The 24,255-nt window shown below is 60.0% G+C and carries 26 protein-coding genes; 12 read left to right on the plus strand and 14 right to left on the minus strand.

Annotation, left to right across the window (positions count from 1 at the left end; all coding sequences use genetic code 11):
• Position 1: 1 nt before the first annotated feature.
• From ABLX76_RS20350 to ABLX76_RS20360, 3 genes are read right to left on the minus strand one after another with little or no spacing between them, the layout of a single operon-like run.
• Positions 2 to 763: a DeoR/GlpR family DNA-binding transcription regulator gene (locus ABLX76_RS20350; protein WP_023289632.1), complete on the minus strand. Its 762-nt coding sequence runs from the start codon at positions 761 to 763 to the stop codon at positions 2 to 4.
• Between the two features lies 1 nt (position 764).
• A complete protein-coding gene (locus ABLX76_RS20355; RefSeq protein ID WP_032452794.1) occupies positions 765 to 1,751 on the minus strand; it encodes a D-threonate 4-phosphate dehydrogenase in 987 nt (328 codons plus the stop codon).
• Entirely contained in the window at positions 1,744 to 2,979 is a 1,236-nt protein-coding gene (locus ABLX76_RS20360; RefSeq protein ID WP_348875171.1) for a four-carbon acid sugar kinase family protein, read from the minus strand. Before ABLX76_RS20360 ends, ABLX76_RS20355 begins: the two co-directional genes overlap by 8 nt.
• A 184-nt stretch (positions 2,980 to 3,163) precedes the next feature.
• Between ABLX76_RS20360 and ABLX76_RS20365 the strand changes: the two genes are divergently transcribed.
• The 4 genes from ABLX76_RS20365 (at position 3,164) to ABLX76_RS20380 (ending at position 7,630) form a co-directional block, all read left to right on the plus strand.
• Positions 3,164 to 4,312, plus strand: coding sequence for an iron-containing alcohol dehydrogenase (locus ABLX76_RS20365; protein ID WP_049014016.1), 1,149 nt, complete (start codon positions 3,164 to 3,166; stop codon positions 4,310 to 4,312).
• Between the two features lie 14 nt (positions 4,313 to 4,326).
• Complete coding sequence (locus ABLX76_RS20370) at positions 4,327 to 5,211, plus strand: dihydrodipicolinate synthase family protein (protein WP_121936079.1); 885 nt, start codon at positions 4,327 to 4,329, stop codon at positions 5,209 to 5,211.
• Between the two features lie 85 nt (positions 5,212 to 5,296).
• A complete protein-coding gene (locus tag ABLX76_RS20375) occupies positions 5,297 to 6,247 on the plus strand; it encodes a phosphoglycerate dehydrogenase (protein WP_348875174.1) in 951 nt (316 codons plus the stop codon).
• A gap of 63 nt (positions 6,248 to 6,310) precedes the next feature.
• On the plus strand, positions 6,311 to 7,630 hold the full coding sequence (locus tag ABLX76_RS20380) for an MFS transporter (RefSeq protein ID WP_004179768.1): 1,320 nt from the start codon (positions 6,311 to 6,313) through the stop codon (positions 7,628 to 7,630).
• A gap of 45 nt (positions 7,631 to 7,675) precedes the next feature.
• On the opposite strand, the gene ABLX76_RS20385 is transcribed toward ABLX76_RS20380, so the two are convergent.
• On the minus strand, positions 7,676 to 8,470 hold the full coding sequence (locus ABLX76_RS20385; RefSeq protein ID WP_085550840.1) for a PhzF family phenazine biosynthesis protein: 795 nt from the start codon (positions 8,468 to 8,470) through the stop codon (positions 7,676 to 7,678).
• A 201-nt stretch (positions 8,471 to 8,671) separates the two neighbouring features.
• Here ABLX76_RS20385 and ABLX76_RS20390 point away from each other — a divergent pair, with 201 nt between their 5' ends.
• Positions 8,672 to 9,871, plus strand: a complete 1,200-nt coding sequence (locus ABLX76_RS20390) for a sugar transporter (RefSeq protein ID WP_032452773.1) — start codon at positions 8,672 to 8,674, stop codon at positions 9,869 to 9,871.
• A 68-nt stretch (positions 9,872 to 9,939) separates the two neighbouring features.
• Here ABLX76_RS20390 and ABLX76_RS20395 read toward each other — a convergent pair whose 3' ends face one another.
• Positions 9,940 to 10,608: a MarC family NAAT transporter gene (locus ABLX76_RS20395; RefSeq protein ID WP_004205969.1), complete on the minus strand. Its 669-nt coding sequence runs from the start codon at positions 10,606 to 10,608 to the stop codon at positions 9,940 to 9,942.
• 261 nt (positions 10,609 to 10,869) lie between these two features.
• Between ABLX76_RS20395 and marR the strand changes: the two genes are divergently transcribed.
• Genes marR through marB form a run of 3 tightly spaced genes read left to right on the plus strand, consistent with a single transcriptional unit; the run spans position 10,870 to position 11,958 of the window.
• Positions 10,870 to 11,304, plus strand: coding sequence for a multiple antibiotic resistance transcriptional regulator MarR (marR, locus tag ABLX76_RS20400; protein ID WP_004143563.1), 435 nt, complete (start codon positions 10,870 to 10,872; stop codon positions 11,302 to 11,304).
• Between the two features lie 20 nt (positions 11,305 to 11,324).
• Entirely contained in the window at positions 11,325 to 11,705 is a 381-nt protein-coding gene (marA, locus tag ABLX76_RS20405; protein WP_004205971.1) for an MDR efflux pump AcrAB transcriptional activator MarA, read from the plus strand.
• A 34-nt stretch (positions 11,706 to 11,739) separates the two neighbouring features.
• Positions 11,740 to 11,958: a multiple antibiotic resistance protein MarB gene (gene marB, locus ABLX76_RS20410; RefSeq protein WP_044522908.1), complete on the plus strand. Its 219-nt coding sequence runs from the start codon at positions 11,740 to 11,742 to the stop codon at positions 11,956 to 11,958.
• Between the two features lie 48 nt (positions 11,959 to 12,006).
• On the opposite strand, the gene eamA is transcribed toward marB, so the two are convergent.
• Entirely contained in the window at positions 12,007 to 12,906 is a 900-nt protein-coding gene (gene eamA / locus ABLX76_RS20415) for an O-acetylserine/cysteine exporter (protein WP_023289620.1), read from the minus strand.
• A 195-nt stretch (positions 12,907 to 13,101) separates the two neighbouring features.
• Here eamA and ydeE point away from each other — a divergent pair, with 195 nt between their 5' ends.
• A complete protein-coding gene (ydeE, locus tag ABLX76_RS20420) occupies positions 13,102 to 14,298 on the plus strand; it encodes an efflux MFS transporter YdeE (RefSeq protein WP_032452770.1) in 1,197 nt (398 codons plus the stop codon).
• Positions 14,299 to 14,427: 129 nt separating this feature from the next.
• The gene (locus ABLX76_RS20425; RefSeq protein ID WP_348875177.1) at positions 14,428 to 14,910 is read left to right on the plus strand and encodes a helix-turn-helix domain-containing protein; all 483 of its coding nucleotides are present in this window, start codon (positions 14,428 to 14,430) and stop codon (positions 14,908 to 14,910) included.
• A gap of 33 nt (positions 14,911 to 14,943) precedes the next feature.
• On the opposite strand, the gene urtE is transcribed toward ABLX76_RS20425, so the two are convergent.
• The 7 genes from urtE to ABLX76_RS20460 form a co-directional block, all read right to left on the minus strand.
• A complete protein-coding gene (urtE, locus tag ABLX76_RS20430) occupies positions 14,944 to 15,642 on the minus strand; it encodes an urea ABC transporter ATP-binding subunit UrtE (RefSeq protein ID WP_348875179.1) in 699 nt (232 codons plus the stop codon).
• 9 nt (positions 15,643 to 15,651) lie between these two features.
• The gene (gene urtD / locus ABLX76_RS20435; RefSeq protein ID WP_101977513.1) at positions 15,652 to 16,449 is read right to left on the minus strand and encodes an urea ABC transporter ATP-binding protein UrtD; all 798 of its coding nucleotides are present in this window, start codon (positions 16,447 to 16,449) and stop codon (positions 15,652 to 15,654) included.
• Positions 16,449 to 17,522, minus strand: coding sequence for an urea ABC transporter permease subunit UrtC (gene urtC, locus ABLX76_RS20440; RefSeq protein WP_044522890.1), 1,074 nt, complete (start codon positions 17,520 to 17,522; stop codon positions 16,449 to 16,451). Before urtC ends, urtD begins: the two co-directional genes overlap by 1 nt.
• Positions 17,522 to 19,096 carry an urea ABC transporter permease subunit UrtB gene (gene urtB / locus ABLX76_RS20445; protein WP_348875182.1) on the minus strand — a complete coding sequence of 525 codons (1,575 nt, stop codon included), beginning with the start codon at positions 19,094 to 19,096 and terminating at the stop codon, positions 17,522 to 17,524. Before urtB ends, urtC begins: the two co-directional genes overlap by 1 nt.
• 61 nt (positions 19,097 to 19,157) lie before the next feature.
• Positions 19,158 to 20,429, minus strand: coding sequence for an urea ABC transporter substrate-binding protein (gene urtA / locus ABLX76_RS20450; protein WP_004205981.1), 1,272 nt, complete (start codon positions 20,427 to 20,429; stop codon positions 19,158 to 19,160).
• A gap of 170 nt (positions 20,430 to 20,599) precedes the next feature.
• Entirely contained in the window at positions 20,600 to 21,703 is a 1,104-nt protein-coding gene (locus ABLX76_RS20455; RefSeq protein ID WP_004205982.1) for a cobalamin-independent methionine synthase II family protein, read from the minus strand.
• A 148-nt stretch (positions 21,704 to 21,851) separates the two neighbouring features.
• Positions 21,852 to 22,250: a rhodanese-like domain-containing protein gene (locus tag ABLX76_RS20460; protein ID WP_023289613.1), complete on the minus strand. Its 399-nt coding sequence runs from the start codon at positions 22,248 to 22,250 to the stop codon at positions 21,852 to 21,854.
• A 67-nt stretch (positions 22,251 to 22,317) separates the two neighbouring features.
• On the opposite strand from ABLX76_RS20460, the gene ftrA reads away from it, so the two are divergent.
• Together ftrA and ABLX76_RS20470 are read left to right on the plus strand one after the other, a co-directional pair.
• Entirely contained in the window at positions 22,318 to 23,415 is a 1,098-nt protein-coding gene (ftrA, locus tag ABLX76_RS20465; protein WP_348875185.1) for a transcriptional regulator FtrA, read from the plus strand.
• Positions 23,384 to 23,599: a DUF4177 domain-containing protein gene (locus tag ABLX76_RS20470; RefSeq protein WP_004205985.1), complete on the plus strand. Its 216-nt coding sequence runs from the start codon at positions 23,384 to 23,386 to the stop codon at positions 23,597 to 23,599. Before ftrA ends, ABLX76_RS20470 begins: the two co-directional genes overlap by 32 nt.
• Before the next feature lie 53 nt (positions 23,600 to 23,652).
• Here ABLX76_RS20470 and ABLX76_RS20475 read toward each other — a convergent pair whose 3' ends face one another.
• Positions 23,653 to 24,093 (minus strand): GNAT family N-acetyltransferase, encoded by a 441-nt coding sequence (locus ABLX76_RS20475; RefSeq protein WP_131096243.1) that lies wholly within the window; start codon positions 24,091 to 24,093, stop codon positions 23,653 to 23,655.
• Between the last annotated feature and the right edge of the window lie 162 nt (positions 24,094 to 24,255).

A 24,255-nucleotide genomic window follows, 5' to 3' on the forward strand; every position in this document is an offset into this window, starting at 1 on the left:
ATCAGTCGGCAATGATCAGCTGAGGGGAAAGGGTCACCAGCGCCTCGCGGGTCGCTTCCGGCAGGTGGCCGTCGGTGACGATATCGGTCAACGACTCCAGCGGGGCAATGTTGAAGAGTGACCAGGCGCCGTATTTGGAGCTGTCCGCCAGCAGAATGCGCCGGCGGGCATTGGCCATCAGATCGCGTTTCAGGGCGGCCTTCTCCTCCGTCGGGGCGGTGATCCCTTTCTCAAGGTCCCAGCCGTTGCAGCTGACGAAGGCGAGATCGGGCCAGATGGTCTGCAGCAGGCGGCGGCCGTGATCGCCGATGCACGACTGGCTGCTGTCATCGATGCGCCCGCCGATAATCGTCACTTCAATCTGCTTAAATTCCGACAAAAACAGGGCGATATGTAAATCGCTGGTGATCACCCGCAGCGGCAGATGGGTGATCTGCCGCGCCAGTTCAATCATGGTGGTGCCGGCATCAAGCACAATGGCGTCGCCGGCTTTCACCAGCGCTGCCGCCGCGCTGGCGATCGCCTGCTTTTCCAGCGGGCTGCGCTGGGCTTTCTCCAGCGTCGTCGGCTGGGCAGGAATAAACCGGTTCAACGTCACCCCGCCGTGCGTGCGGCTGATCACCCCTTCCTGATCGAGTTTGATCAGGTCGCGGCGAATGGTGGCTGGCGAGGCGTTGGTCGCCGCCACCAGCTGGTCGACTGTCACCAGATTATGGCTTTTCAGGAAGTCCATAATCTGCTCTAACCGGTTATATCCCTTCATGTTATTCCTGCGCGATGTGCATGGCGAGCTCAATGGAGGTTGCCATGCTCTCAGACTTCGCTTTACCTGTCCAGGCAATATCAAACGCGGTGCCATGATCCGCAGAGGTGCGGATAAACGGCAGCCCGGCGGTGATATTGACCCCATCATAGAATCCCAGCAGCTTCAGCGGAATATGCCCCTGGTCGTGATACATCGCCACGACCATGTCGTACATCCCCTCATGACACTGCATAAACACCGTGTCCGGCGGACAGGGGCCGGTTACCTCCACTCCCTGCTCCCGCATGGCGGCAACCGCGGGGGCGACGATGCGGATCTCTTCATCGCCAAACAGGCCGTTCTCCCCGGCGTGCGGGTTCACGCCGGCGACCGCAATGCGCGGACGCTGATAGCCGACCCGGCGCAGAAAGCGATCCGCCACGCCGATCACTGTTTCAATCCGCGGCTGGTTGAGGGTGTCAAGGAACTGGCGCAGGGCGATATGGGTGGTGATATGGATAACCTTAAGCTTTTCGGTATACAGCACCATGGCGTAATCGGTAGTTTGCGTCAGGTGGGCCAACAGTTCCGTATGGCCGGGAAAAGCATGCCCCGCCAGATGCAGCGCCTCTTTATTCAACGGCGCGGTGGCGATGGCCGCGACGGCGCCCTCCAGCGCGAGGCGGGTCGCCCGCTTAATGCAGCGAAACGCCAGATCCCCGGCCTGGGCCTGCACTTCGCCAGGACGCAGCCCCTGCGGGTCGCTGAGCGGCTCATCGATGACGTTAATCGTCGCCGGGGCAAAGCTTGCCTCGGCGGGATGGTCAATGATGCGTAGCTCAGCCCGCGGGGTGATGTTCAACGCCAGGATACGCCGCAGCGTCTGCGCGCAGCCCACCACCACCACCGGCGCGCCGCTCAGCGCCCCTTCGGCGAGGGATTTGATAATAATCTCCGGACCAATCCCTGCCGGGTCGCCCATTGTGACTGCAATGATGTTAGACACTCAGTTTCTCCTCAATAAAATTCACAACATGTAATAGCGTGGTGTCGGTGCCGAATCCTCCGGCTTTAGTCATCACCGGCCGCGACCAGCGGCCGCCGAGGAAGTATCCGTATGGGACGCACTCCGCGACCCGGCCGCGGATCTGAAAACCGGTGGCGCCGAGCGCCTGAGCCACGGCGATGGCCACATCGCCACCGGAGAGATACAGCGCGCCAGGGGGGCACAGCGCCACCGCCTGTGCCGTAACGTCGGCAAGCCAGGCGCAGATGTGCTCCCCGTAGGCCGCACGGCTGAGACCGCGTTCGCGGCACTGAGCTTCAATCCCGTGCCGGACGGCGTTATTCGGGCGGGTGGTCACCACGCAGTGATCACCCTCACGCAGCACCTCGGCGATCCGCGAGGTTTCCTCCTTCGGCGATCCGCTAAAGGCCTGTTCGACATCAATTTCGATCTTTCTCACTCGGGAATGAGCCTGCAGCGCCGCGACCTGGCGCTGCGCCATCTCGCTCATCGAGCCGACCACCGCCAGCAGCGGCCCCTGCTCGCTGCGGCGCAGGCGGCGCGCCAGCGCCTCGCAAAGGCCTGCCGAGCCGACCAGCAGGGTCTCCTGCGCATGAGGAGCGACGGCGTCAATCACCTGGTCCAGATGGCTGTCTTCCCAGGCGTCGATAATCAGTACCTGCCTCGCTTCGCCCGCCGTCGCTAACGCTCCCGGAAGCTGGGCGGCGCTCAGCGACCGGCTCGGCAGCCGGCTCTGCATGGCGAGAATGCCGGCAATATCCGCCCGGCTAACCGGCGTCTTCGGATCGCTGGCAAATTCGGTGTGATCGAGGGGTATCCCGTGTACATAGCAGCGTCCGTCCCGGGTATGCCGCCCGGCCGCCGGGTAAGCCGGCGCCACAACCGCCACCCGGCAGCCCTGCGCCGTCATCATCGCTTCCAGTTCGGCGCCGGGGTTGCCGCGCAGCGTGGAGTCGATCTTCTTTATCTGCCAGCGCGGGGCGAATCGCGCCGCGCCGCGCAGCAGAGCGGTGACCTTGTCGGCGGCCGCACCGGCGGTCATCGCCCGGCTGTCGCTGTTGAGTATTAACGCCCGGGCGGATGACGCCTGCCCGGCGGAGAATGCCACTTCTACCGACATGCCCGCCTCCGCCAGGCTGACCCCGGCGTCATTGGCTCCGGTAAAGTCATCTGCCAGCACCAGCACGCTGTTATTGCCGTCTTTCATTGTCCTGCCTTGTGGTCGTTGTAAACGTTGCAAACCTGAATTTGATTATATTCAATCATATTTGATTAAATGTGAGCAAGCTCAAGTTATTAAACCGCCGTATAAATTATAACTTTTCCCCACCAGACGAGTAGAACGACTCGTGAATGATTGAATTCAATCAACCACTACCAAGGAGAAACGCGTGGCGACGATACACAGCACGATCATCAGCGGGGCTGGCGCCTCATCGGCCCTGCTCCCGCTGCTGGCAGATAAAACCCGTATCCTGCTGGTGACCGACAAGAACGTCGGGGCGCTGGAGGCGACCCGGGCGATCCATCGCCTGCTGGCGGCTGACGGGCGCCAGGTTGAGGTCATTAACAGTGTGCCTGCCGAGCCCAGTCATCAGGATGTGGCGGAGATCGTCAGCCAGCTGGGCGCTTCTCAACCGCAGATGGTCGTCGGCATTGGCGGCGGGAGCGTACTGGACGTGGCGAAACTGCTGTCGGTGCTGCTGCATCCGCAAGCCCCCACTCTGACGGCCCTGCTGGCGGGTGAACAGCCGCAACGACGGCTATGCTCCCTGCTGATCCCTGCCACCGCCGGGACCGGCTCCGAAGCAACGCCGAACGCTATTCTGGCGATCCCCGAGCAGCAGACCAAAGTGGGGATCATCTCCCCGGTGCTGCTCCCTGACTACGTCGCCCTGCTGCCGGAGCTGACCACCAGCATGCCGGCCAGCATCGCAGCCTCGACCGGGATCGATGCTCTGTGCCATCTGCTGGAGTGTTTCACCTCCACCGTGGCCAACCCGGTAAGCGATAACGCGGCGTTAATCGGTTTACACAAGCTGGTGCGTCATATCGAACGCTCGGTGGATCAGCCGCAGGATCTGACGGCGAAGCTGGAGATGCTCTGGGCCTCGTGGTACGGCGGCGCGGCGATCAACCATGCCGGCACCCATCTGGTGCATGCGCTCTCCTATCCGCTCGGCGGCACCTGGCACCTGCCGCACGGGGTGGCCAACGCCATTCTGCTGGCGCCCTGCATGCGGGTGGTCCGCCCCCACGCGGTGGCGAAGTTCGCTCAGGTCTGGGATCTGATCCCCGACGCGGACCTCACCCTCAGCGAGGAAGAGAAATCCCATGCGCTGGTGGCATGGCTGGCGGCGCTGGTCAAACGCTTACCGCTGCCCGATAACCTCGCCGCGCTCGGCGTTCCCGCAGACAGCATCCCCGCCCTCAGCGCGGCGGCGCAGAACGTGAAGCGCCTGATGAATAACGCCCCCTGCAGCGTCAGCCGTGAAGAGATCGCGGCTATCTACCAGACGCTGTTTCCGGAACATGCCTAACAGGAGAAAATCAAATGAGGAGAGCCATTAGCGGCGTACTCACCGCCATCGTTACCCCCTTTACCACCGAGGGAGCCCTTAACCTGCCAGCGCTGCAGCAGCAGGTGCAGCGCCAGATCGCCGCGGGCAACGGCATATTCTGCGGCGGCACCAACGGCGAGTTTTTTGTCCTCAATGAGGAAGAGAAGATCGCCGTCGCCAGAACCTGCGTGGAGGCGGCCGCCGGTCGCGCGCCGGTGGTAGCCCACATCGGGGAGGTTTCCACCCGGGAGACCCGCCGGCTTGGCCAGCAGATCGCCCGCCTCGGGGTTGACGCGGTATCGGCCATTACCCCGTGGTTCGTGCCCCTGAAGCAGGAAGAGCTGATAAACCACTATACGGCGATCGCCGACGCGCTGAGCGTCCCGCTCTTTCTTTACAACATTCCCGCCCGCACCGGTAACACCCTTGCGCCGGAGACAGCGCGTAAGCTGGCGCAGCACGACAATATCATTGGCATCAAGGATAGCGCCGGCAGCTACGACAGTCTGAAAGGCTTTCTTGACGCGGTACGCGACATTGACGGTTTCGACGTTCTCAACGGCCCGGACTCGCTTATCCATCAGGGGTTTGTCGACGGCTGCTCAGCCTGCATCTCGGGGCTTGCCAACGTCGCGCCTGCCGAGATCAACGCTATCTGGTCGCTGTTCCATGCTGGAGATATCGCCGGATCGCGCCAGGCGCAGGAGCGGGTAACGGGCCTGCGCACCGACCTGTACAAGGTAGCGTTCTCACCCGCGGCGGTGAAAAAAGCGCTGCAGCTGATGGGCCATGAGGTGGGCGACAGCCGCTACGCGGTGCAGTTTAGTGACCAGCAGCTGCAGCAGATTAAAAATATCATTAACACCTACCTTCACTAATTTACGTATCCGCCCCGACCATCACTGGTTGGGGTAAGGCCTTGTATTTGCGACGCTTATTGTCGCCAGTAAACAGGAAACGGTTATGAAAGTAATTTGCACCTCGCCCTCATTCGCCAAATACGACGACGCGCCCATTTCGGCACTGAAAGAGGCCGATCTGGAACTGGTCATGTTGCCTGCCGATGCCTCTATAGAGATGCTGGCTCAGCATCTACCTGATGCCATAGCGATGATTGTCGCCTTCACCGACATCAATGAATCGCTGCTGGCAAAGGCCCCGAGGCTAAAAATTGTCTGCAAACACGGTGTTGGTGTGGATAACATCGATCTTAACGCTACACGTCAGCGCAAAATTTTTGTCACTAACGTTCCTGATGCCAACAAACATGCGGTGGCCGATTTTGCTTTTGGCTTAATTCTCAATACTGCCCGCCAGATTTCTCAGGCAATCAGTGAAACGAAAGCAGGCAACTGGCCTCGTATTTTTGCCACTGATGTTTATGGCAAGACCCTGGGGATCGTCGGTTTAGGCCATATCGGTAAGGAAGTGGCGCGACGTGCGCGCGGATTCAATATGCGAGTGCTCGCCACCGACGCCTGGCCAGACAGAGAATTTGCACAAGAACACCAGATTGAATATGTCTCACTGGATACCCTGACGGCGCAAAGTGATTTTATTAGCCTACATACCCCTTTAACCCCGGAAACTGAAAATATGTTTAATGCCGCCCGGCTACAGCAGATGAAATCAGGGGCATTCCTGATCAATGTTTCCAGAGGCGGTATTGTTGATGAACAAGCGTTGTATGAAGCATTGAAATCAGGACACCTCGCCGGAGCCGCAGCAGACGTTTTTCTCGAGGAACCTTGCGCTACGCACCCTTTATTTACCCTGGCGAATTTTGCGCCAACATCTCATATTGCTGGATATACGGATGGCGCAATTAGCGATATTAGCGCGCGCTGCGTCAACAATATTATTACCTGCGTCTGTCACGGTGAACGACCTGAAAACATTATGAATTCGCTGTAAATAACGAGGTGGGAAGCATGCCATTCCCACCAATATAACGAACATCTACTCAGAGCCGAATATATGAACACGACAGCTAACACTACTCGTATTCGCTGGTGGATAGCCGGGTTAATGTGGTTGGCTATTGCCATCAACTATATCGACCGGACAGTATTATCTGCCGCAGCCCCACATTTAATTGATGAACTGAAACTCGATCCCGAAATGATGGGGTTTATCATGGCTGCTTTTTTTTGGTCATACTCGTTATTACAGATCCCCGCCGGATGGTTCGCCGATCGTTTTGGTCAGAAAAAAGGTCTTGGTTTAGCTGTCGCCTGGTGGTCAATTGCCACCTCGATGATGGGGGTTGCTACGGGTTTTAAATCACTTCTGGCACTGCGTCTGGCTTTAGGTGTTGGCGAGGCCGCCGCCTACCCCAGCAACGCTGGGATCGCCGCACGCTGGTTTCCGGATAAAGAACGTGCCACCGTATCCGGACTCTTCGATAGTGCGTCAAAATTTGGCGGGGCGATTGCCATGCCGCTTATCGTCTGGATGATCTACACATTTGACTGGCGACTGACCTTTTTGATTATCGGCAGTGTGGGCATTTTATGGGTTATCGCCTGGTATTTTATCTATGCTGAAAATCCAGAAGAACACAAACGCATCAGTCCTTCAGAAGTGCGTATTATTCGCGATGGACAAAAACAACATCACGGCGACAAAACTGTATTGCCCATGAAATGGTATAAGCTCTTGCGTTATCGTAACATTTGGGCAATGTGTATCGGCTTTTTTACCATCAATTACACCTCCTATTTTTTCATTACCTGGCTTCCTACTTACCTGGTAAAAGAAAAAGGTATGGATTTTATTAAAATGGGAATGGTAGCCGCTCTGCCTTTATTATGCGGGATGGTGATTGAAGTTTTTGCTGGCTGGGCCTCGGATCGTCTGGTACATAAGAAAGTACTGTCTCTCACAGCGACCCGTAAACTGTTTTTGACTATCGGCTTGCTCATGGCACTTTGTATCGGCTTTGCACCATTTACCGACTCCGTGTTTATGACCGTCTTTCTCTTGTGTGTCGCCAAATCAGGCACGACGGTCGCCGCATCACAGGTTTGGGCCTTACCGGGTGATGTTGCACCCAAAAATAGCGTCTCAATTGTCGCTGGGCTGCAAAATACAGTTTCGAATATGGGAGGCGCAGTCGGTCCAATCATTACGGGTGCGATCGTTGCTGCGACAGGTTCATTCAACTGGGCTCTGATTTTCTCGGCCATTCTTGTCGTGATCGGGATAATCAACTACCTGTTCCTGATGGGTAAAATAGAACCTATCAATGACAAAGGTGGAAAATCACCCGTTCTTAATGCCGCAGAACAACATTAAGTCCAATCCGCCCGGTAGAGGACGCCACCGGGCGTAAACACATTGTTAACCTCGCAGGTACACCGTTCCGCGCAGATAGGTGGTGGCCTGGCCGCCGATCAGCACCCGGTCGCCCTGCCACTGGCAGCGCAGATCCCCGCCGCGGGCGGAGACCTGGCGCGCCATCATGGTGGTTTTCCCCAGCTTGTCGCCCCACCAGGGGATCAGCATGCTGTGGGCGGAGCCGGTCACCGGATCCTCCGGCACCCCTTCTCCCGGGCAGAAGAAGCGGCTGACAAAGTCATATTCCTCATCCGGCGCGCTCACGCAGATCATTTTGCCGAGCGTCTGCAGGCGCGCCATGTCCGGTTGCACCGCTTCAACCTGCCGGCGATCCGCCAGCAGCACCAGATAATCGCGCCCTTCCCGTACCTCGACGGCCGCCTCGAGGCCCAGCCCGGCCAGCAGGTCCGCCGGCGGATTGGCCACCGGGGTGGTCGTCCACGCCGGGAAGTCGAGCGTCAGCCAGTCGCCGCTGCGGGTCACCCGCAGGTCGCCGACAAAACGGGTGCTAAAGGTAATCGTCGCCGAGGGATGGTCGAGATATTCAAAAATAACGTGCGCCGTCGCCAGGGTGGCGTGGCCGCAGAGGTTGATCTCGCCAAGGGTGGTAAACCAGCGCAGCTCATAGCCTTCGTCGGTGCGGACGAAGAACGCCGTTTCGGACTGGTTATGCTGTTGGGCCATTTTCAGCAGCACATCGTCGGCTAACCACTCGCTGAGGGGGCAAACGGCCGCGGCATTGCCGCCGAAGTTTTTATCGCTGAAAGCATCGACCAGATAAAATTGTATTTCCTGCATACACTGTCCTTACTTTTTTTACTTTCCTTCAACATGACATAAAAGCGCCCCCCTGACACTATCCATAGCAAAATTAATTGCTTAACCGCACCTGGCCGTTTGCAGTGAAATGAGATGCAGATCACAAAATGATTGTCTTTTCGCCAGCAAACGTTTTAAGATCAGCGTCACATCTTCCCCTGAATCACCAGTCCAGAGCTTATGACTACGAATACGGTCTCACGCAAGGTAGCGTGGCTACGTGTCGTGACGTTGGCCATCGCCGCGTTTATTTTTAACACCACAGAATTTGCCCCGGTCGGTCTGCTGTCGGATATTGCCGACAGCTTCGGCATGGAAACCGCCCAGGTGGGCATGATGCTGACCATCTACGCATGGGTGGTGGCGTTAATGTCGCTGCCGTTTATGCTGCTGACCAGCAAAGTGGAGCGTCGGCGGTTGCTCATCGGCCTGTTTATTCTGTTTATCGCCAGCCATGTGCTGTCGTTCTTTGCATGGAATTTTGACGTGCTGGTCATCAGCCGCATCGGCATCGCCTTCGCCCATGCGGTGTTCTGGTCGATAACGTCGGCGCTGGCCATCCGCATGGCGCCTCCGGGCAAACGGGCGCAGGCGCTGAGCCTGATCGCCACCGGTACCGCGCTGGCGATGGTGTTTGGCATTCCGATCGGCCGCATCATCGGCCAGTATTTTGGCTGGCGGATGACCTTCCTGGCGATCGGCCTCGGCGCCTTAGCCACTCTGGCCTGCCTGGTGAAACTGCTGCCGACGCTGCCGAGCGAACACTCAGGCTCGCTGAAAAGCCTGCCGGTGCTGTTCCGTCGCCCGGCGTTGGTCAGCGTGTACATTCTGACCGTGGTGGTGGTGACCGCCCATTATACCGCCTACAGCTATATCGAACCCTTCGTCCAGACGGTGGCGGGTCTGAGCGGCAATTTTGCCACCGTACTGCTGCTGATCCTCGGCGGGGCCGGGATTATCGGCAGCATTCTGTTCGGCAAGCTCGGTAACCAGCACGCTTCGGGGCTGATAAGCCTCGCCATCGGCCTGCTGCTGGCCTGTCTGCTGCTGCTTTTGCCGGCCTCGCATAACCCGCACCACCTGATGCTGCTCAGCATCTTCTGGGGGGTGGCGATCATGATTATCGGTCTCGGCATGCAGGTGAAAGTGCTGGCCTCCGCCCCGGACGCTACCGACGTCGCCATGTCGCTGTTCTCGGGCATTTTTAACATCGGCATTGGCGCCGGCGCGCTGGTGGGCAGCCAGGTGAGTCTGCACCTCTCTATGGCCTCCATCGGCTACATCGGCGCCATCCCGGCGCTGGCAGGCCTGATCTGGGCCCTGCTGATCTTCCGTCGCTGGCCGGTATCGCTGGAAGAGCACCAGCCGCACCACTCTTGATTGAGCCGCAAAAAAAAGCCCGTCGGTATCGCTCCGGCGGGCTTTTGTCTCTCTGCGCATCACCGCGGTCAGGGATGCCAGGTCGAAATGATCTCCAGCACGCCGTTAATAATGAACTGCACGCCCATGCAGACCAGCAGGAAGCCCATCAGCCGCGAAATGGCCTCAATGCCGCCTTTGCCTACCAGACGCATAATCGCCCCCGAACTGCGCAGGCAACCCCAGAGAATGATCGCCAACAGGGCAAAGATAATCGGCGGCGCCGCCAGCACCACCCACTCCGGGAAGTCCACGCCGTGCTTCACGGTTGAGGCGGAACTGATGATCATCGCGATGGTGCCCGGACCGGCGGTGCTTGGCATGGCCAGCGGCACAAAGGCGATATTGGCGGTTGGCTCATCCTGTAGCTCTTCCGATTTGATCTTCGCTTCCATCGAATCGTGGGCTTTTTGCTGGGGGAACAGCATGCGGAAACCGATAAAGGCCACAATCAACCCCCCGGCGATACGCAGCCCAGGTATTGATATGCCGAATGTATTCATCACCACCTGGCCGGCATACCACGACACCATCAGGATGGCGAAGACATACACCGAAGCCATCAACGCCTGTTTGTTCCGCTCGGCGTTGTTCATATTGCCCGCCAGGCCAAGGAACAGCGCCACGGTAGTCAGCGGATTCGCCAGCGGTAACAGCACCGCCAGGCCGAGCCCTATCGCTTTAAACAAATCAAACATAGTTAAAAAAAGTCCCGTAAATATTCATTTTTTAAGGATGGTTTCACGCCGTGAGTATACCGTCTTCAACAATTCCAACGCCAGCCTGCTGATAAATCACCTTCGCCAAAAATTAACAAGCGTTAGAAAATTCACAAACAGTGACCCGTGTCGAATTTTCTTGTTTTAGCAAATCGTGGCATCGGCCAATTCATAATGTTGACTTATGATTGCCTGGGCAATAGTATCACTCGCAACTAAATCATTGCCTGGGCAACCATCATGAAAAGTACCAGCGACCTGTTCAACGAGATGATCCCGCTGGGCCGCTTGATCCAGATGGTTAACCAGAAAAAAGATCGCCTGCTCAACGACTACCTCTCACCCATGGATATTACCGCGACCCAGTTCCGGGTGCTCTGTTCCATTCGTTGCGAGGTATGTATTACCCCCGTTGAGCTGAAAACCGTGCTTTCCGTCGACCCGGGCGCGATGACGCGTATGCTCGACCGCCTGGCGTGTAAAGGCTGGATTGAACGGTTACCCAACCCCGCTGACAAGCGTGGCGTGCTGGTACAGTTGACGCCAGACGGCGCAGCCCTTTGCGAGCAGTGTCATCAGGTTGTGGGTCAGAAGTTACACCAGGAGTTAACAAAAAATCTGTCGGCGGACGAAGTCGCCATGCTTGAGCAACTCCTCAAGAAGGTCCTGCCGTAAAAATAAGAAGAGGTAAGATGATGTCCAGACGTAATAATGACGCCATCACTATCCATAGTATTTTGTCGTGGATCGAGGATAACCTGGAATCGCCCCTGTCGCTGGAAAAAGTGTCTGAGCGCTCAGGTTACTCCAAGTGGCACCTGCAACGTATGTTTAAGAAAGAGACCGGCCATTCCCTCGGCCAGTACATCCGCAGCCGTAAGCTGACGGAGATTGCGCAAAAGCTCAAGCAGAGCAATGAACCAATCCTGTACCTGGCGGAACGCTACGGTTTCGAATCGCAGCAGACCCTGACGCGAACGTTTAAAAACTATTTCGATGTTCCGCCCCACAAATATCGCATAACGAATGTACCTGGCGAATCCCGCTATCTGCATCCGCTAAATAACTGTTGTTAATCGCCTGCATTATTAAAGACGTATTGAGGAAATCATGAAACTATTCGCTGCCGCAGCCATCGTCGTTCTGTCGCTGGCATCCAGCTTCAGCTATGCGGAGCAAACCACCACGCCGGTGCGGCAAAACCAGCGTGACACAATGATTCTCCCTTCGGAACATAACGACTCGCCGTTTGATTTCAATCATATGGCGGCCGGCAATGATAAATCTGACGAACTTGGCGTGCCGTACTACCAGCAGCACGACCTGTGATGCCATTACACGCATACTTGTGTATAGCCCCGTCTCCGGGGCTTTTTTTTACCCGCGCGCCATGCCCGGCCGCACCAGACGCAGACCGAAAACGTTGATATAGAGCCCGGCCATGATCAGCGCCGCCCCGGCGAGCTGCAGTCCGCTCAGCGTCTCTCCCAGCAGCAGCGCGGCGCTGGCCATCCCCACCACCGGCACCAGCAGCGACAGCGGCGCCACCCGCCAGGTTTCATACCGCCCCAGCAGCGAGCCCCAGATACCGTAGCCGACAATAGTGGCGATAAACGCCAGGTAAAGCAGCGAGAGAACCGTCAGCACATCGATCTGGCGCAGACTCGCCAGCATCAACTGCGGGCCATCGATCAGCCACGAGGCGAGCATAAACGGCAGCACCGGGATCAATGCGCTCCACACCACCAGCGACATGATCGGCGGCCGGGTCGCCTGGGACATGATTTTTTTGTTGAAAATATTGCCGCAGGCCCAGCTGAGCGCCGCCGCCAGGGTCAGCATAAAGCCCACCAGCGGGACATGTTCCCCTCCGAGGCTCCCCTCCACCAGCACCAGCACGCCGAAGATCGCCAGAGCGATCCCCGCCAGCTGCTTGCCCTGCAGGCGTTCGCCAAAGACGAAGGCGCCGAGGATGATGGTAAAGAAGGCTTGCGCCTGCAGAACCAGCGACGCCAGCCCCGCCGGCATGCCCAGGCCGATAGCGCAGAACAGAAAGGCAAACTGGCCAAAGCTAATGGTCAGGCCATAGCCCAACAGCAGGCGCAGCGGAATGGCTGGCCGGGCGACAAACAGCAGCGCCGGGAAGGCCACCAGCATAAAGCGCAGGCCCGCCAGCATCAGCGGCGGCATATTGTGCAATCCCAGCTTAATCACCACGAAGTTAAGCCCCCACACCACCACTACCAGCAGCGCCAGCAGTCCATCTTTCCTCGTCATACCCCTGCCTCTGTCGTTATTAGAATTTTTGTGAACAAAATCAAAGTAGCGAAAAAGCGGCCGCCAGGATAGATCATTATTTTTGGCAGGTTCAGAAGTGCCGATCGCGACCGGGGCGACCTGTACAAGGCGTGATGACCGTGTTATTTGTGATCGAAGACATAAAATTATAACAACATGACAGGCAAGGAAATCATGATCACCACACTCCGGCGCTCCACCATCGCGCTGCTGGCATCGTCGTTACTGTTGACTATCGGCCGCGGGGCCACACTGCCGTTTATGACCATCTACCTCACCCGACGCTATCAGCTGGAGGTGGATGTGATCGGCTACGCCCTGTCGCTGGCCCTGGTGGTCGGCGTGCTGTTCAGCATGGGCTTTGGCATCCTCGCGGACAAGTTCGACAAAAAGCGCTATATGGTGTGGTCAGTGCTGGTATTTATCCTCGGTTTCAGCGCGATACCGCTGGTCCATAACGCGACCCTGGTGGTGATCTTCTTTGCGCTGATCAACTGCGCCTATTCGGTCTTTTCCACCGTACTGAAAGCCTGGTTCGCCGACCGGCTGACGGCGGAGAAAAAAGCGCGCATCTTCTCGCTGAACTACACCATCCTCAACATCGGCTGGACCGTCGGGCCGCCTATCGGCACGCTGCTGGTGATGCACAGCATTAATCTGCCCTTCTGGCTGGCGGCGGCCTGCGCCGCCTTCCCGCTGGTGTTTATTCAGCTGTTTCTCCAGCGGGATGGGGCCGCCGCCGCCCAGCCGGGAGCTGCCGCCTGGACGCCTTCGGTGCTGCTGCGCGACCGCGCGCTGCTGTGGTTTACCTGTTCCGGGCTGCTGGCCTCCTTCGTCGGCGGCGCCTTCGCCTCCTGTATCTCGCAGTACGTGCTGGTGGTCGCCAGCAGCGACTTCGCCGAGAAAGTCGTGGCCGTGGTGCTGCCGGTTAACGCCGCGGTGGTCGTCGCCCTGCAGTACGCCGTTGGCCGGCGGCTGAGCGCGAGAAATATCCGCCCGCTGATGACCTTCGGTACCGTCTGCTTTGTGATCGGCCTCGTGGGCTTTATGTTCTCCGGCGCCAGCCTGTGGGCGTGGGGGATCTCGGCGGCGATCTTCACCCTTGGCGAGGTGATTTATGCCCCCGGCGAGTATATGCTGATTGACCATATCGCCCCGCCGGGAATGAAGGCCAGCTACTTCTCCGCTCAGTCGCTGGGATGGCTGGGCGCGGCCTTCAACCCGATGTTCACCGGGTTGATCCTCACCCATCTGCCGCACTGGTCGCTGTTTGTCATTCTTATCGTGGCTATTGTCGCCGCCTGGCTGATGATTTTCCGGGGGATCAATGCCCGTCCCTGGCAGCCGGATTCTCCGCTGGCCAGGGCCTGACGCCAGCTGACATGCGGCTGTCAGGTTACTGTCGGGCCGTTGTCGGGTCGCTGTCGTGGTGGCTGGCGGCCCGCTTTTCCATACTCCATCACAGGTTTACATCCGCAGAACGTCATGGAGCATATGAATATGAACAGCATCAATCAGGTCAAACAATTACGGCTGCAGCGCGCCTGGTCCCAGGAACAGCTGGCCGAAATGGCGGGGCTCAGCGTCCGCACGATCCAGCGCATTGAGAATGGCGAACGCCCGGGGCTGGAGACCCTCAGCGCCCTCGCCGCGGTCTTTGAGGTGACGGTGGCCGAGATCGGCGGCGAAGCCTCGCGGGAGGGCGCGCCGGGTCCGCAAGCTTCGCTGGATCTGCGTATAGAGGAAGCGAAAGCGCGGGTGCAGCAGGAGAGCCGCTTTTTTCGTTCGCTGTCGGTGGCGCTGGTGGTCTGCATGCTGCTGGCGGTGCTCAACCGGTACACGAACCCGCAGGACTACTGGTCCGGCTGGGTCGCCCTGATCTGGGGCGCTCTGCTGGTGGTGAGAGGATTACGTCTGTTCGTCTTTGGCGAATGGATCAAAAACTGGCGCCAGGCGCGCCTGCAGCGGCTGCTGCGTAAATAGCATGGAAACCGGCGGCGCGCGCCGCCGGCCCGATCAGATAGTCACCATGGCGCGCACGCCGTCGGTTTCCATATCTCCGCCCTTTCCCTGCTGGACGATGGCGCCGCGCGACATCACCAGGTAGTGGTCCGCCAGCCCGGCGGCAAAGTCATAGAATTGCTCCACCAGCAGAATGGCCATATCCCCGCGGCTCGCCAGTTGACGGATCACCTCGCCAATCTCTTTGATGACCGAGGGCTGGATCCCCTCGGTGGGCTCATCGAGGATCAGCAGCTGCGGACGGCTGGCCAGCGCGCGGCCGATCGCCAGCTGCTGCTGCTGACCGCCGGATAAGTCACCGCCCCGCCGCTGCTTCATGGTCTTGAGCACCGGGAAAAGCTGGTAAATCTCCTCCGGCACCTGCTGCGCCTCGCGGGCGGGAAAGCGCGACAGCCCCATCAGCAGGTTTTCTTCCACCGTCAGGCGAGGAAAAATCTCGCGTCCCTGGGGGACGTAGGCCACCCCGGCCTGCACCCGCTGGTGCGGTTTACGGTGGGTGATGTTCTGATCCTGCCAGCGCACCTCGCCGCTGCGCGCCGGAATAAGCCCCATCAGACATTTCAGCAGGGTGGTCTTACCGACGCCGTTGCGCCCCAGCAGGCAGGTGACCTCGCCCTGACGGGCGGTAAAATCCACCCCGCGCAAGATGTGGCTCCCGCCGTAGTACTGATGTAACTGACTCACCTGTAACATTGGCGCTCCTTAACGTCCCAGATAAACTTCAATGACCTGCTCATTGGCCTGCACCTCCCGCAGCGACCCCTCCGCCAGCACCTGGCCCTGATGCAGGACCGTCACCCGGTCGGCGATGGTCTCGACAAACCCCATGTCGTGCTCCACTACCATCAGGGAGTGCTGTCCGGCCAGCGTGCGAAACAGCTCCGCGGTATATTCGGTTTCCGCATCGGTCATGCCGGCCGCTGGCTCATCAAGCAGCAGCAGATGCGGCTCCTGCACCAGCAGCATGCCGATCTCAAGAAACTGTTTCTGGCCATGGGACAGCAGACCCGCCTGGCGGTAGCGTTCGCCGTCGAGGCGCAGCAGGCGCAGCACCTCATTCAGCCGATCGTCCTGTTCGCTGCTCAGCCGGGCGCGCAGGCTGGCCCACACCGATTTATCCCCCTTCATCGCCAGGGCGAGATTTTCCGCCACCGTCAGCGCTTCGAAGACCGTCGGCTTTTGAAACTTGCGCCCGATACCCTGGCGGGCGATGGCCACCGGGTCGAGAGTAGTCAGATCCACCGACTGGTCATAGATCGCTTTGCCGCTCTGCGGCCGGGTTTTACCGGTGATCACGTCCATCAGGGTGGTCTTGCCCGCGCCGTTGGGGCCGATCACGCAGCGCAGCTCGCCGACGCCTATCGACAGCGACAGATCCGTCAGCGCCCGGAAACCGTCAAAGCTGACGTTAATGTTCTCCAGCTGCAGTACCGGGTCGGTTTGCGCACGGAAGCGATCTCCGGGCAGCTGGCGGGTAAACAGTCCTTCATCCGGTTGCATTAGCGGTCTCCTCGACGCAGCAGCCCCATCACCCCGCGGGGTAAAAACAGGGTCACGATGATGAACATGAGGCCAAGAAACAGCTGCCAGTACTCCGGCATCGCCACGGTGAAAATGCTTTTCGCGCCATTGACCAGCCCGGCGCCAAGCACCGGGCCGATCAGGGTGCCGCGCCCGCCGAGCGCCACCCAGATGGCGGCCTCGATGGAGTTGGTCGGCGACATTTCGCTGGGGTTGATGATCCCCACCTGCGGGACGTATAACGCCCCCGCCAGGCCGCAGAGCACCGCCGACAGCGTCCACACCAGCAGCTTGAAGCCGCGCGGGTCGTACCCGCAGAACATCAGGCGGTTCTCGGCATCCCGCACCGCGGTGAGGATGCGGCCAAACTTACTCTGCGCCAGCGCCGAGCCCAGCCACAGGGTCAGCAACAGCAGCAGAACCGTGGCCATAAACAGCGCCGCCCGGGTGCCGGTGGCGGTGACCGGAAAGCCCAGCAGCGTGGTAAATCCGGTGAAGCCGTTGTTACCGCCAAACCCGGTCTCGTTGCGAAAGAACAGCAGCATACCGGCATAGGTCAAGGCCTGGGTCATGATCGAGAAATAGACCCCTTTGATCTTCGAGCGGAAGGCGAACCAGCCGAAAACCAGCGCCAGCAGGCCGGGAACCAGCACCACCAGCGCCATCGCCCAGGCGAAATGCTGCGTGCCCCACCAGAACCAGGGCAGCTCGTTCCAGGAGAGAAAAGACATGAACGCCGGCAGACCGTCCCCCGCCGCCTGGCGCATCAGGTACATGCCCATGGCGTACCCGCCGAGGGCAAAGAAAATCCCGTGGCCAAGGGATAGCATACCCGCGTAGCCCCAGACCAGATCCAGCGCCACCGCCACGATGGCGTAGCAGAGGATTTTACCGCTCAGGGTCAGCAGCCAGCTCGGCACCGCCAGCGGATGGGAGGCCGGCAGCAGCGCCAGGAATGGCATGCTCAGCAGCCCCAGCACTAACAGGATCCCCAGCCAGCGCAGAGGCCGCGGCGCGCGCTGCGCCAGCGTTAAGGTAATGGGTTGGCTCATCAGTCAATCACCCTCCCTTTCAGCGCGAACAGGCCCTGCGGGCGTTTCTGAATAAACAGAATAATCATCACCAGGATCAGGATCTTGCCCAGCACCGCGCCCATCTGAGGTTCAAGAATTTTGTTGAAAATGCCCAGCCCAAAGGCTGCCGCCACGCTGCCGGCCAGCTGGCCGACGCCGCCCAGGACCACCACCAGGAACGAGTCGATGATATAGCCCTGACCCAGCTCCGGGCCGACGTTGCCAAGCTGCGACAGCGCCACGCCGCCCAGCCCGGCAATACCGGATCCGAGACCAAAGGCCAGCATATCCACCCGCCCGGTAGGCACGCCGCAGCAGGCGGCCATCGCCCGGTTCTGCGTCACGGCGCGGACGTTCATTCCGAGGCGGGTGCGGTTCAGGATGAGCCAGGTAAAGCACAGCACCAGCAGGACGAACGCCAGCACCGCCAGCCGGTTCCACGGCAGGATCAGGTTCGGCAGGACCTGCACGCCGCCGGAGAGCCAGGCGGGGTTCGCCACCTCCACGTTCTGCGCGCCGAACAGCATCCGCACCAGCTGAATAAGCATCAGGCTGATCCCCCAGGTGGCGAGCAGCGTCTCCAGCGGCCGACCATACAGATGACGAATAATGGTGCGCTCGAGCGCCATGCCGATCCCGGCGGTGACCAGGAAGGCCACCGGCAGCGCGACCAGCGGATAAAAGGCCAGCCACTGCGGCGCGAGCTGCGCCAGGACCTGCTGTACCAGCCAGCAGCTGTAGGCGCCGATCATCAGCATCTCGCCATTGGCCATGTTAATCACCCCCAGCAGGCCGTAGGTGATCGCCAGCCCCAGCGCGGCCAGCAGCAGCACCGAGCCCAAAGACAGCCCCATAAAGGCCTGGCCCAGCAGATCGCCGAGCAGCAGACGATGTTTGATCTTTTGCAGGCTGTCGCTGGCCGCCTCGCGCACCGCCGCATCCGGCTCATGCTGGGCATCGGTAAAGGGGATCAGCAGCGCCTGGGTTTCCGGGTCCGCGGAATGGCCGAGCAGCGTCACGGCGGACAGCCGCGCGCTGGCCTCAGGCTGAGTCAACTGCAGGCGCGCCAGCGCCACCTCCAGCAGGCCCCGCACATTATCATCGCTCTCCGCCTTCAGCCGCTGCTGCAGCAGAGCGGCCATGGCCGGGGTCGCTTCCCGCTGTAGGGTGCGCGCCGCGGACGCTCGATCTGTGACGTTGTCACTTAAAATAAGATGGCTGGCCAGCGCGCCGGCAGCCAGATTGCGCAGGCGGTTGGTCAGACGGACCGGCCGGGTGTCGCCCTGCGGCGCGGCGGCGGCGCCCAGCGGTTGTAAGCCGCCCTGTCGGACGCGGAAGGCATGTTTTCCGTCGTCCATCACCAGGCTTTCGCTGGTTAACGCCCGCAGCAACGGCAGGCGATCCGCCTGCGGCGCTGCCGCCCACTGGGTCAACAGCTGCGCCTGCTGGCTGCGGCTGGCGGCGACGAAATCATCCGCCTCCGCGGCCTGCGCCCGCCATGGCAGCAAGCTCAGCAGCAGCGCCAACACACTCATGAGACGCAATGCGTTCATGTCGTTCTCCTCTGGTCAGCGGCCGACGGGCGCGACGCTCCCGCCCCGTCGGCCCTGGCGCTTACTGGCTGACGGTTTTCACCGGATGGTCAGGTTTCTTATCATTACCGGGGATCCACGGGCTCCACGGCTGCGCGCGGACGGGCTCATCGGTCTGCCAGACCACATTGAACTGGCCGTTGCCTTCGATTTCACCGATCATCACCGGCTTGTGCAGATGGTGGTTGGTGGCATCCATCGTCAGGGTAAAACCGGACGGCGCTTTAAAGGTTTGCCCGGCCATGGCGTCGCGCACTTTGTCCACGTCGGTGGTGCCGGCTTTGGTCACCGCCTGCGCCCACATATGCAGACCCACCCAGGTCGCCTCCATCGGGTCGTTGGTCACCACCGTATCGGCATTCGGCAGCTTGTGCGCTTTGGCGTAAGCGCGATAGTCGGCGACAAAGGCTTTATTGGTCGGGTTATCGACCGACTCAAAGTAGTTCCATGCCGCGAGGTTGCCGACCAGCGGTTTGGTATCGATACCGCGCAGCTCCTCTTCTCCCACCGAGAAGGCCACCACCGGCACGTCGGTCGCTTTCAGACCCTGGTTAGCCAGCTCTTTGTAGAAAGGCACGTTGGAATCGCCGTTGATGGTGGAGACCACCGCCGTTTTGCCGCCGGCGGAGAATTTTTTGATATTGGCGACGATGGTCTGGTAATCGCTATAGCCGAACGGGGTGTAGACTTCTTCGATATCTTTGTCCTGGATCCCTTTGGCATGCAGGAAGGCGCGAAGGATCTTGTTGGTGGTGCGCGGATAGACGTAGTCGGTTCCCAGCAGGAAGAAGCGTTTGGCGCCGCCGCCGTCCTCGCTCAGCAGGTATTCCACCGCCGGGATGGCCTGCTGGTTAGGCGCCGCGCCGGTATAGAAGACGTTGGGGGACATCTCTTCCCCTTCGTACTGTACCGGGTAGAACAGCAGGCCGTTCAGCTCCTCAAACACCGGTAGCACCGATTTACGCGAGACCGAGGTCCAGCAGCCGAACACCACCGCCACCTTGTCCTGGGCCAGCAGCTGGCGCGCCTTCTCGGCGAACAGCGGCCAGTTGGAGGCCGGGTCGACCACTACCGGCTCCAGCTTCTTGCCCAGCACCCCGCCTTTGGCGTTGATGTCGTCGATGGCCATCAGGGCGACGTCCTTCAGCGGCGTTTCGGAAATCGCCATCGTCCCGGAGAGCGAATGCATAATCCCGACTTTAATGGTGTCGGCGGCATAGGCCTGGAATGAGAGACCCATAGCCATTACAGAGGCGGAGAGTGCAAAAGCTTTTAATAACGTTCTTCGTTGCATGATTCACTCCTGAGTAGCGCAAAAATAAAGAATTAACAGCTAACCAGAGGTGATAAGGCAAAAACGGTGCCAGGTTGTGAGAACAGCGGGATGCGGCGCAGGCGGAGGGCGGAGGCGAAGGAGATGGCAGCGTTGCCTCATCACGGTGCAACGCTGCGCTAAGAAAGGCATTACCAAACGTCGGCGGCGATGGCGGTCACCAGACGAACTTTTTGCCACTGCTGGTCTTCGCTGAGGGCGTTACCCTCTTCCGTGGAGGCGAAACCGCACTGCGGACTCAGGCAGATCTGCTCAAGCGGAACATACTGCGCCGCCTCGGCGAGACGCGCTTTGACCCCCTGCGGGTTCTCCAGCTCGCCGTTTTTGGTGGTGATCAACCCGAGGACCACCTGCTGATGGCCGGGACGAATAAAGCGCAGCGGCGCGAAATCCCCGGAGCGGTCGTTGTCATATTCGAGGAAGAAGGCATCGACATTGACGCCGCCAAACAGCACCTCGGCCACCGGCTCGTAACCGCCCTCCGAGATCCAGGTTGAGCGGAAATTACCCCGGCAGACGTGGAGGCCCACCGTCAGATCGGCCGGTTTGCCTTCCAGCGCCTGGTTCAGCACCCGGGCATAAATGCGCGCCAGCGCATCCGGATCGTCGCCGCGCTCGCGTACCTGCTGACGCTGGGCATCGGAGCACAGATAGGCCCAGACGGTATCGTCCAGCTGCAGATAGCGACAGCCGGCGTCATAAAAGGCGCGGATCGCGTCGCGCCAGGTGGTGGCCAGGTCGTCGAAGTAGTCGCTGAGATCCGGGTAAACGGTGGCATCAATATCTTTCCGACCGCCGCGGAAGTGCAGTACGCTCGGGCTGGGAATGGTCATCTTCGGCTGCGCGTCGCCGCTGATGCTTTTCAGATAGCGGAAATCCTCCAGCATCGGGTGGTCGCCGAACGCCAGCTTGCCGGTAACGCGCACGCCGTGGGCTTTGGTCTGCACGCCGTTGAACTGGATCCCCTGCTCGGCATCGTAACGCTCAACGCCCTGCAGGCCGTCGAAGAAATCGAAATGCCACCATGCGCGACGAAACTCGCCGTCGGTGACCACGTGCAGGCCGCAGTCGCACTGCTGCTGGACCAGATGACGGATAGCGTTATTCTCAATTTCGCGCAGCTGACCGGCGTCGATCAGCCCCTCCGCCAGCTGCTGACGCGCCTGTTTGATACTGTCCGGACGCAAAAAACTGCCGACGATGTCTGCGCGGAACGGGGCCTGTTGACGTTGCATGCTGTCTCCTTAGCGGTGGGCGCGTTAGTTGCCCACCGTGATAGTTCATTATTTGAATTTTTAGACTTCTGGATGGCTATATGTCCAGATACTGGCATGCAGGTCGACGGGCCGCAAACGAGAATATTTCATGGTACATGAAAAATATTCACTTACCGGCGACAAACGCATAACCCTCATCTTCCCAGCCGGTGATCCCGCCGAGCATCATTTTCACCGGCCGCCCCAGTTCGGCCAGCTTCAGCGCGGCTACGTCGGCACCGTTGCAGTGCGGCCCGGCGCAATAGACCACAAACAGGGTCTCCGCCGGCCAGGCCGCCATTCTCTCGGCGCTGATCTGGCTGTGCGGAAGATGCAGCGCGCCGGGCAGGTGACGCCTGGCGAAGGCCTCCTCGCTGCCGACCACGTGCAGCAGGACAAAGTCGACCTCGCCGGCACGCTGGGCGCTGTGCACATCGGCGCAGTCGGTCTCGAGATGCAGCTTATGGCGGAACCAGCGGATAGCCTCGGCGGAGGTGGCGGGGGTAAATTGGCTTACTACACTCATGGCGTCTTCTCCTTGTCTGTGATAACACTACTTTACTGACGCCCATCACCCTTATCTGCCGGCAACCATGACAGAAAACGCTAACATCCTGACAACCCCTTCGGTGACACTGTCACCTCATCGCGTGGTGGCCCTCGCCTACGATGGCCTGTGCACGTTTGAGTTTGGCGTGGCCGTGGAGATCTTCGGCCTGCCGCGCCCGGAAATGGGCGAGCGTTGGTACCAGTTCGCCGTCGCCGCCGTCGATGAAGGGCCTTTGAGAGCCACCGGCGGGTTCCGCCTGATGACCGACGGCGGCCCTGAGCTTCTCGCCCAGGCGCAGACCATCGTGGTCCCGGGCTGGCGCGGCATCGACGCCCCGGTCCCCGAAGCGCTGTGCGCCGCCCTGGCCGCCGCTCACGCCCGCGGATGCCGAATAATCTCCATCTGTTCCGGAGTGTTCGTTCTCGCCGCCGCCGGGCTGCTCAATGGCCGCCAGGCGACAACCCACTGGCGCTACACCGCGGCGCTGCAGTCCCGTTTTCCACAGATCCAGGTGGTGGAGGATGTCCTTTACGTGGGCGATGAGTTGCTGATGACGTCCGCCGGCAGCGCGGCGGGGATCGACCTCTGTCTGCATCTGGTGCGCGAGGATTTTGGCAGCGAGGCAGCGAATGTGGTCGCTCGCCGCCTGGTGGTCTCTCCCCATCGCGACGGCGGTCAGGCGCAGCAGGTCCTGCGTCCGGTGGCCCGCAGCCGGGAGAGTCTGCGCCTTGGCCAGCTGTTTGATTATCTGCACCAGCATCTCGCCGCCAGCCACACCGTCGCCTCGCTCGCGCAGCGCGCCGGCATGGGAACGCGCACCTTTTTGCGCCGCTTTGAAGAGGCCACTGGCAAAACCCCCGCCCGCTGGCTGCTGGAGGAGCGTCTGCTGCGCGCCCGTCAGCACCTGACGGAGAGCACGATGGGCATCGACCAGATCGCTGAGCGCTGCGGATTTGCCAGCGCTGGCACCCTGCGCCACCATTTTCGCCTGCGCTTCGCGCTAAGCCCGCTGCAGTACCGTAAACAGTTTGCTACTTCTCCGATTGCAAAATCCTCGCAGCCACGGACAATAGATGGCCACAGTAAACCGGTCGCCAGGATGGTCGATGATGAAGAAAGAGTGTCGGGTAGTGATCTATAAAGAGGGCCTGCTGGGCAGCCTGTTTTTTGGCGAAGCCAAAGCCGACCCTGACAAAATGAGCCAGTTTCTCAGCAGCTATACCCGCGAGGGCTGGGAGGTAAAAACCATGTCGGTGGAGCGCCGCCGTACCGCCCTGTTCTGGTCGCGGGAAGCGTATCTGTTTGTGCTTGAAAGGCCCCTCTGACGGAGCCTGCGCCTGGTTTGCAGCTTAAGCCAGGCGTTGCCCGGCATCCGCGCTCAGGGCTGGCGGATATAGCCCTGCTCGTGCATTTTGCGCATGCCCTCCTCGCCAGCGCAGACCATCCCGGTGGTCAGCATGGCAAAACCAAAACGCTGATAGAACGCGATTTTATCGGCCACCGCATAGATAAAAATTTTGCCAAAGGGCAGCAACTGCTCCCGAACCGCCAGCATCAGCTGTTGTCCGTAACCCTGTCCCTGTCGGTCGGGGACGATCGCCACATCCGACAAGTAGCTGCTCCAGGTGCAGTCGCTGATGGCGCGCGCCACGGCAATCAGCTGACCGTTCTCATAGCCAAACCAGCAGAAGGTGCTCTGGCGAAACGCCTGCTCCAGCTGCTGAACATCACGTTCATTCAGCCCGGCCTCGGCGACGATGGCCCGCACCCGCCGCCAGTCTACCCGCGCAATCGCCTCTTTGCCCTCAATCACCATCATGACCTTGTCTCCCGCCGTGTTCGGCATCTATCCCGGAAGAAAGATGTAGCATGCCGCCGCCGGGGATGCCAGGCGAAAAAACCAACGGAAGAACGGGGGAAACGGGGGGAGGCAAAAAAAATACCGCCATGTGACTGGCGGTAAATCAATGCTTGCATGGAT

Origin of the sequence: Klebsiella sp. JB_Kp004 (assembly GCF_040065795.1) — a bacterium.
GTDB lineage: Bacteria > Pseudomonadota > Gammaproteobacteria > Enterobacterales > Enterobacteriaceae > Klebsiella > Klebsiella quasipneumoniae.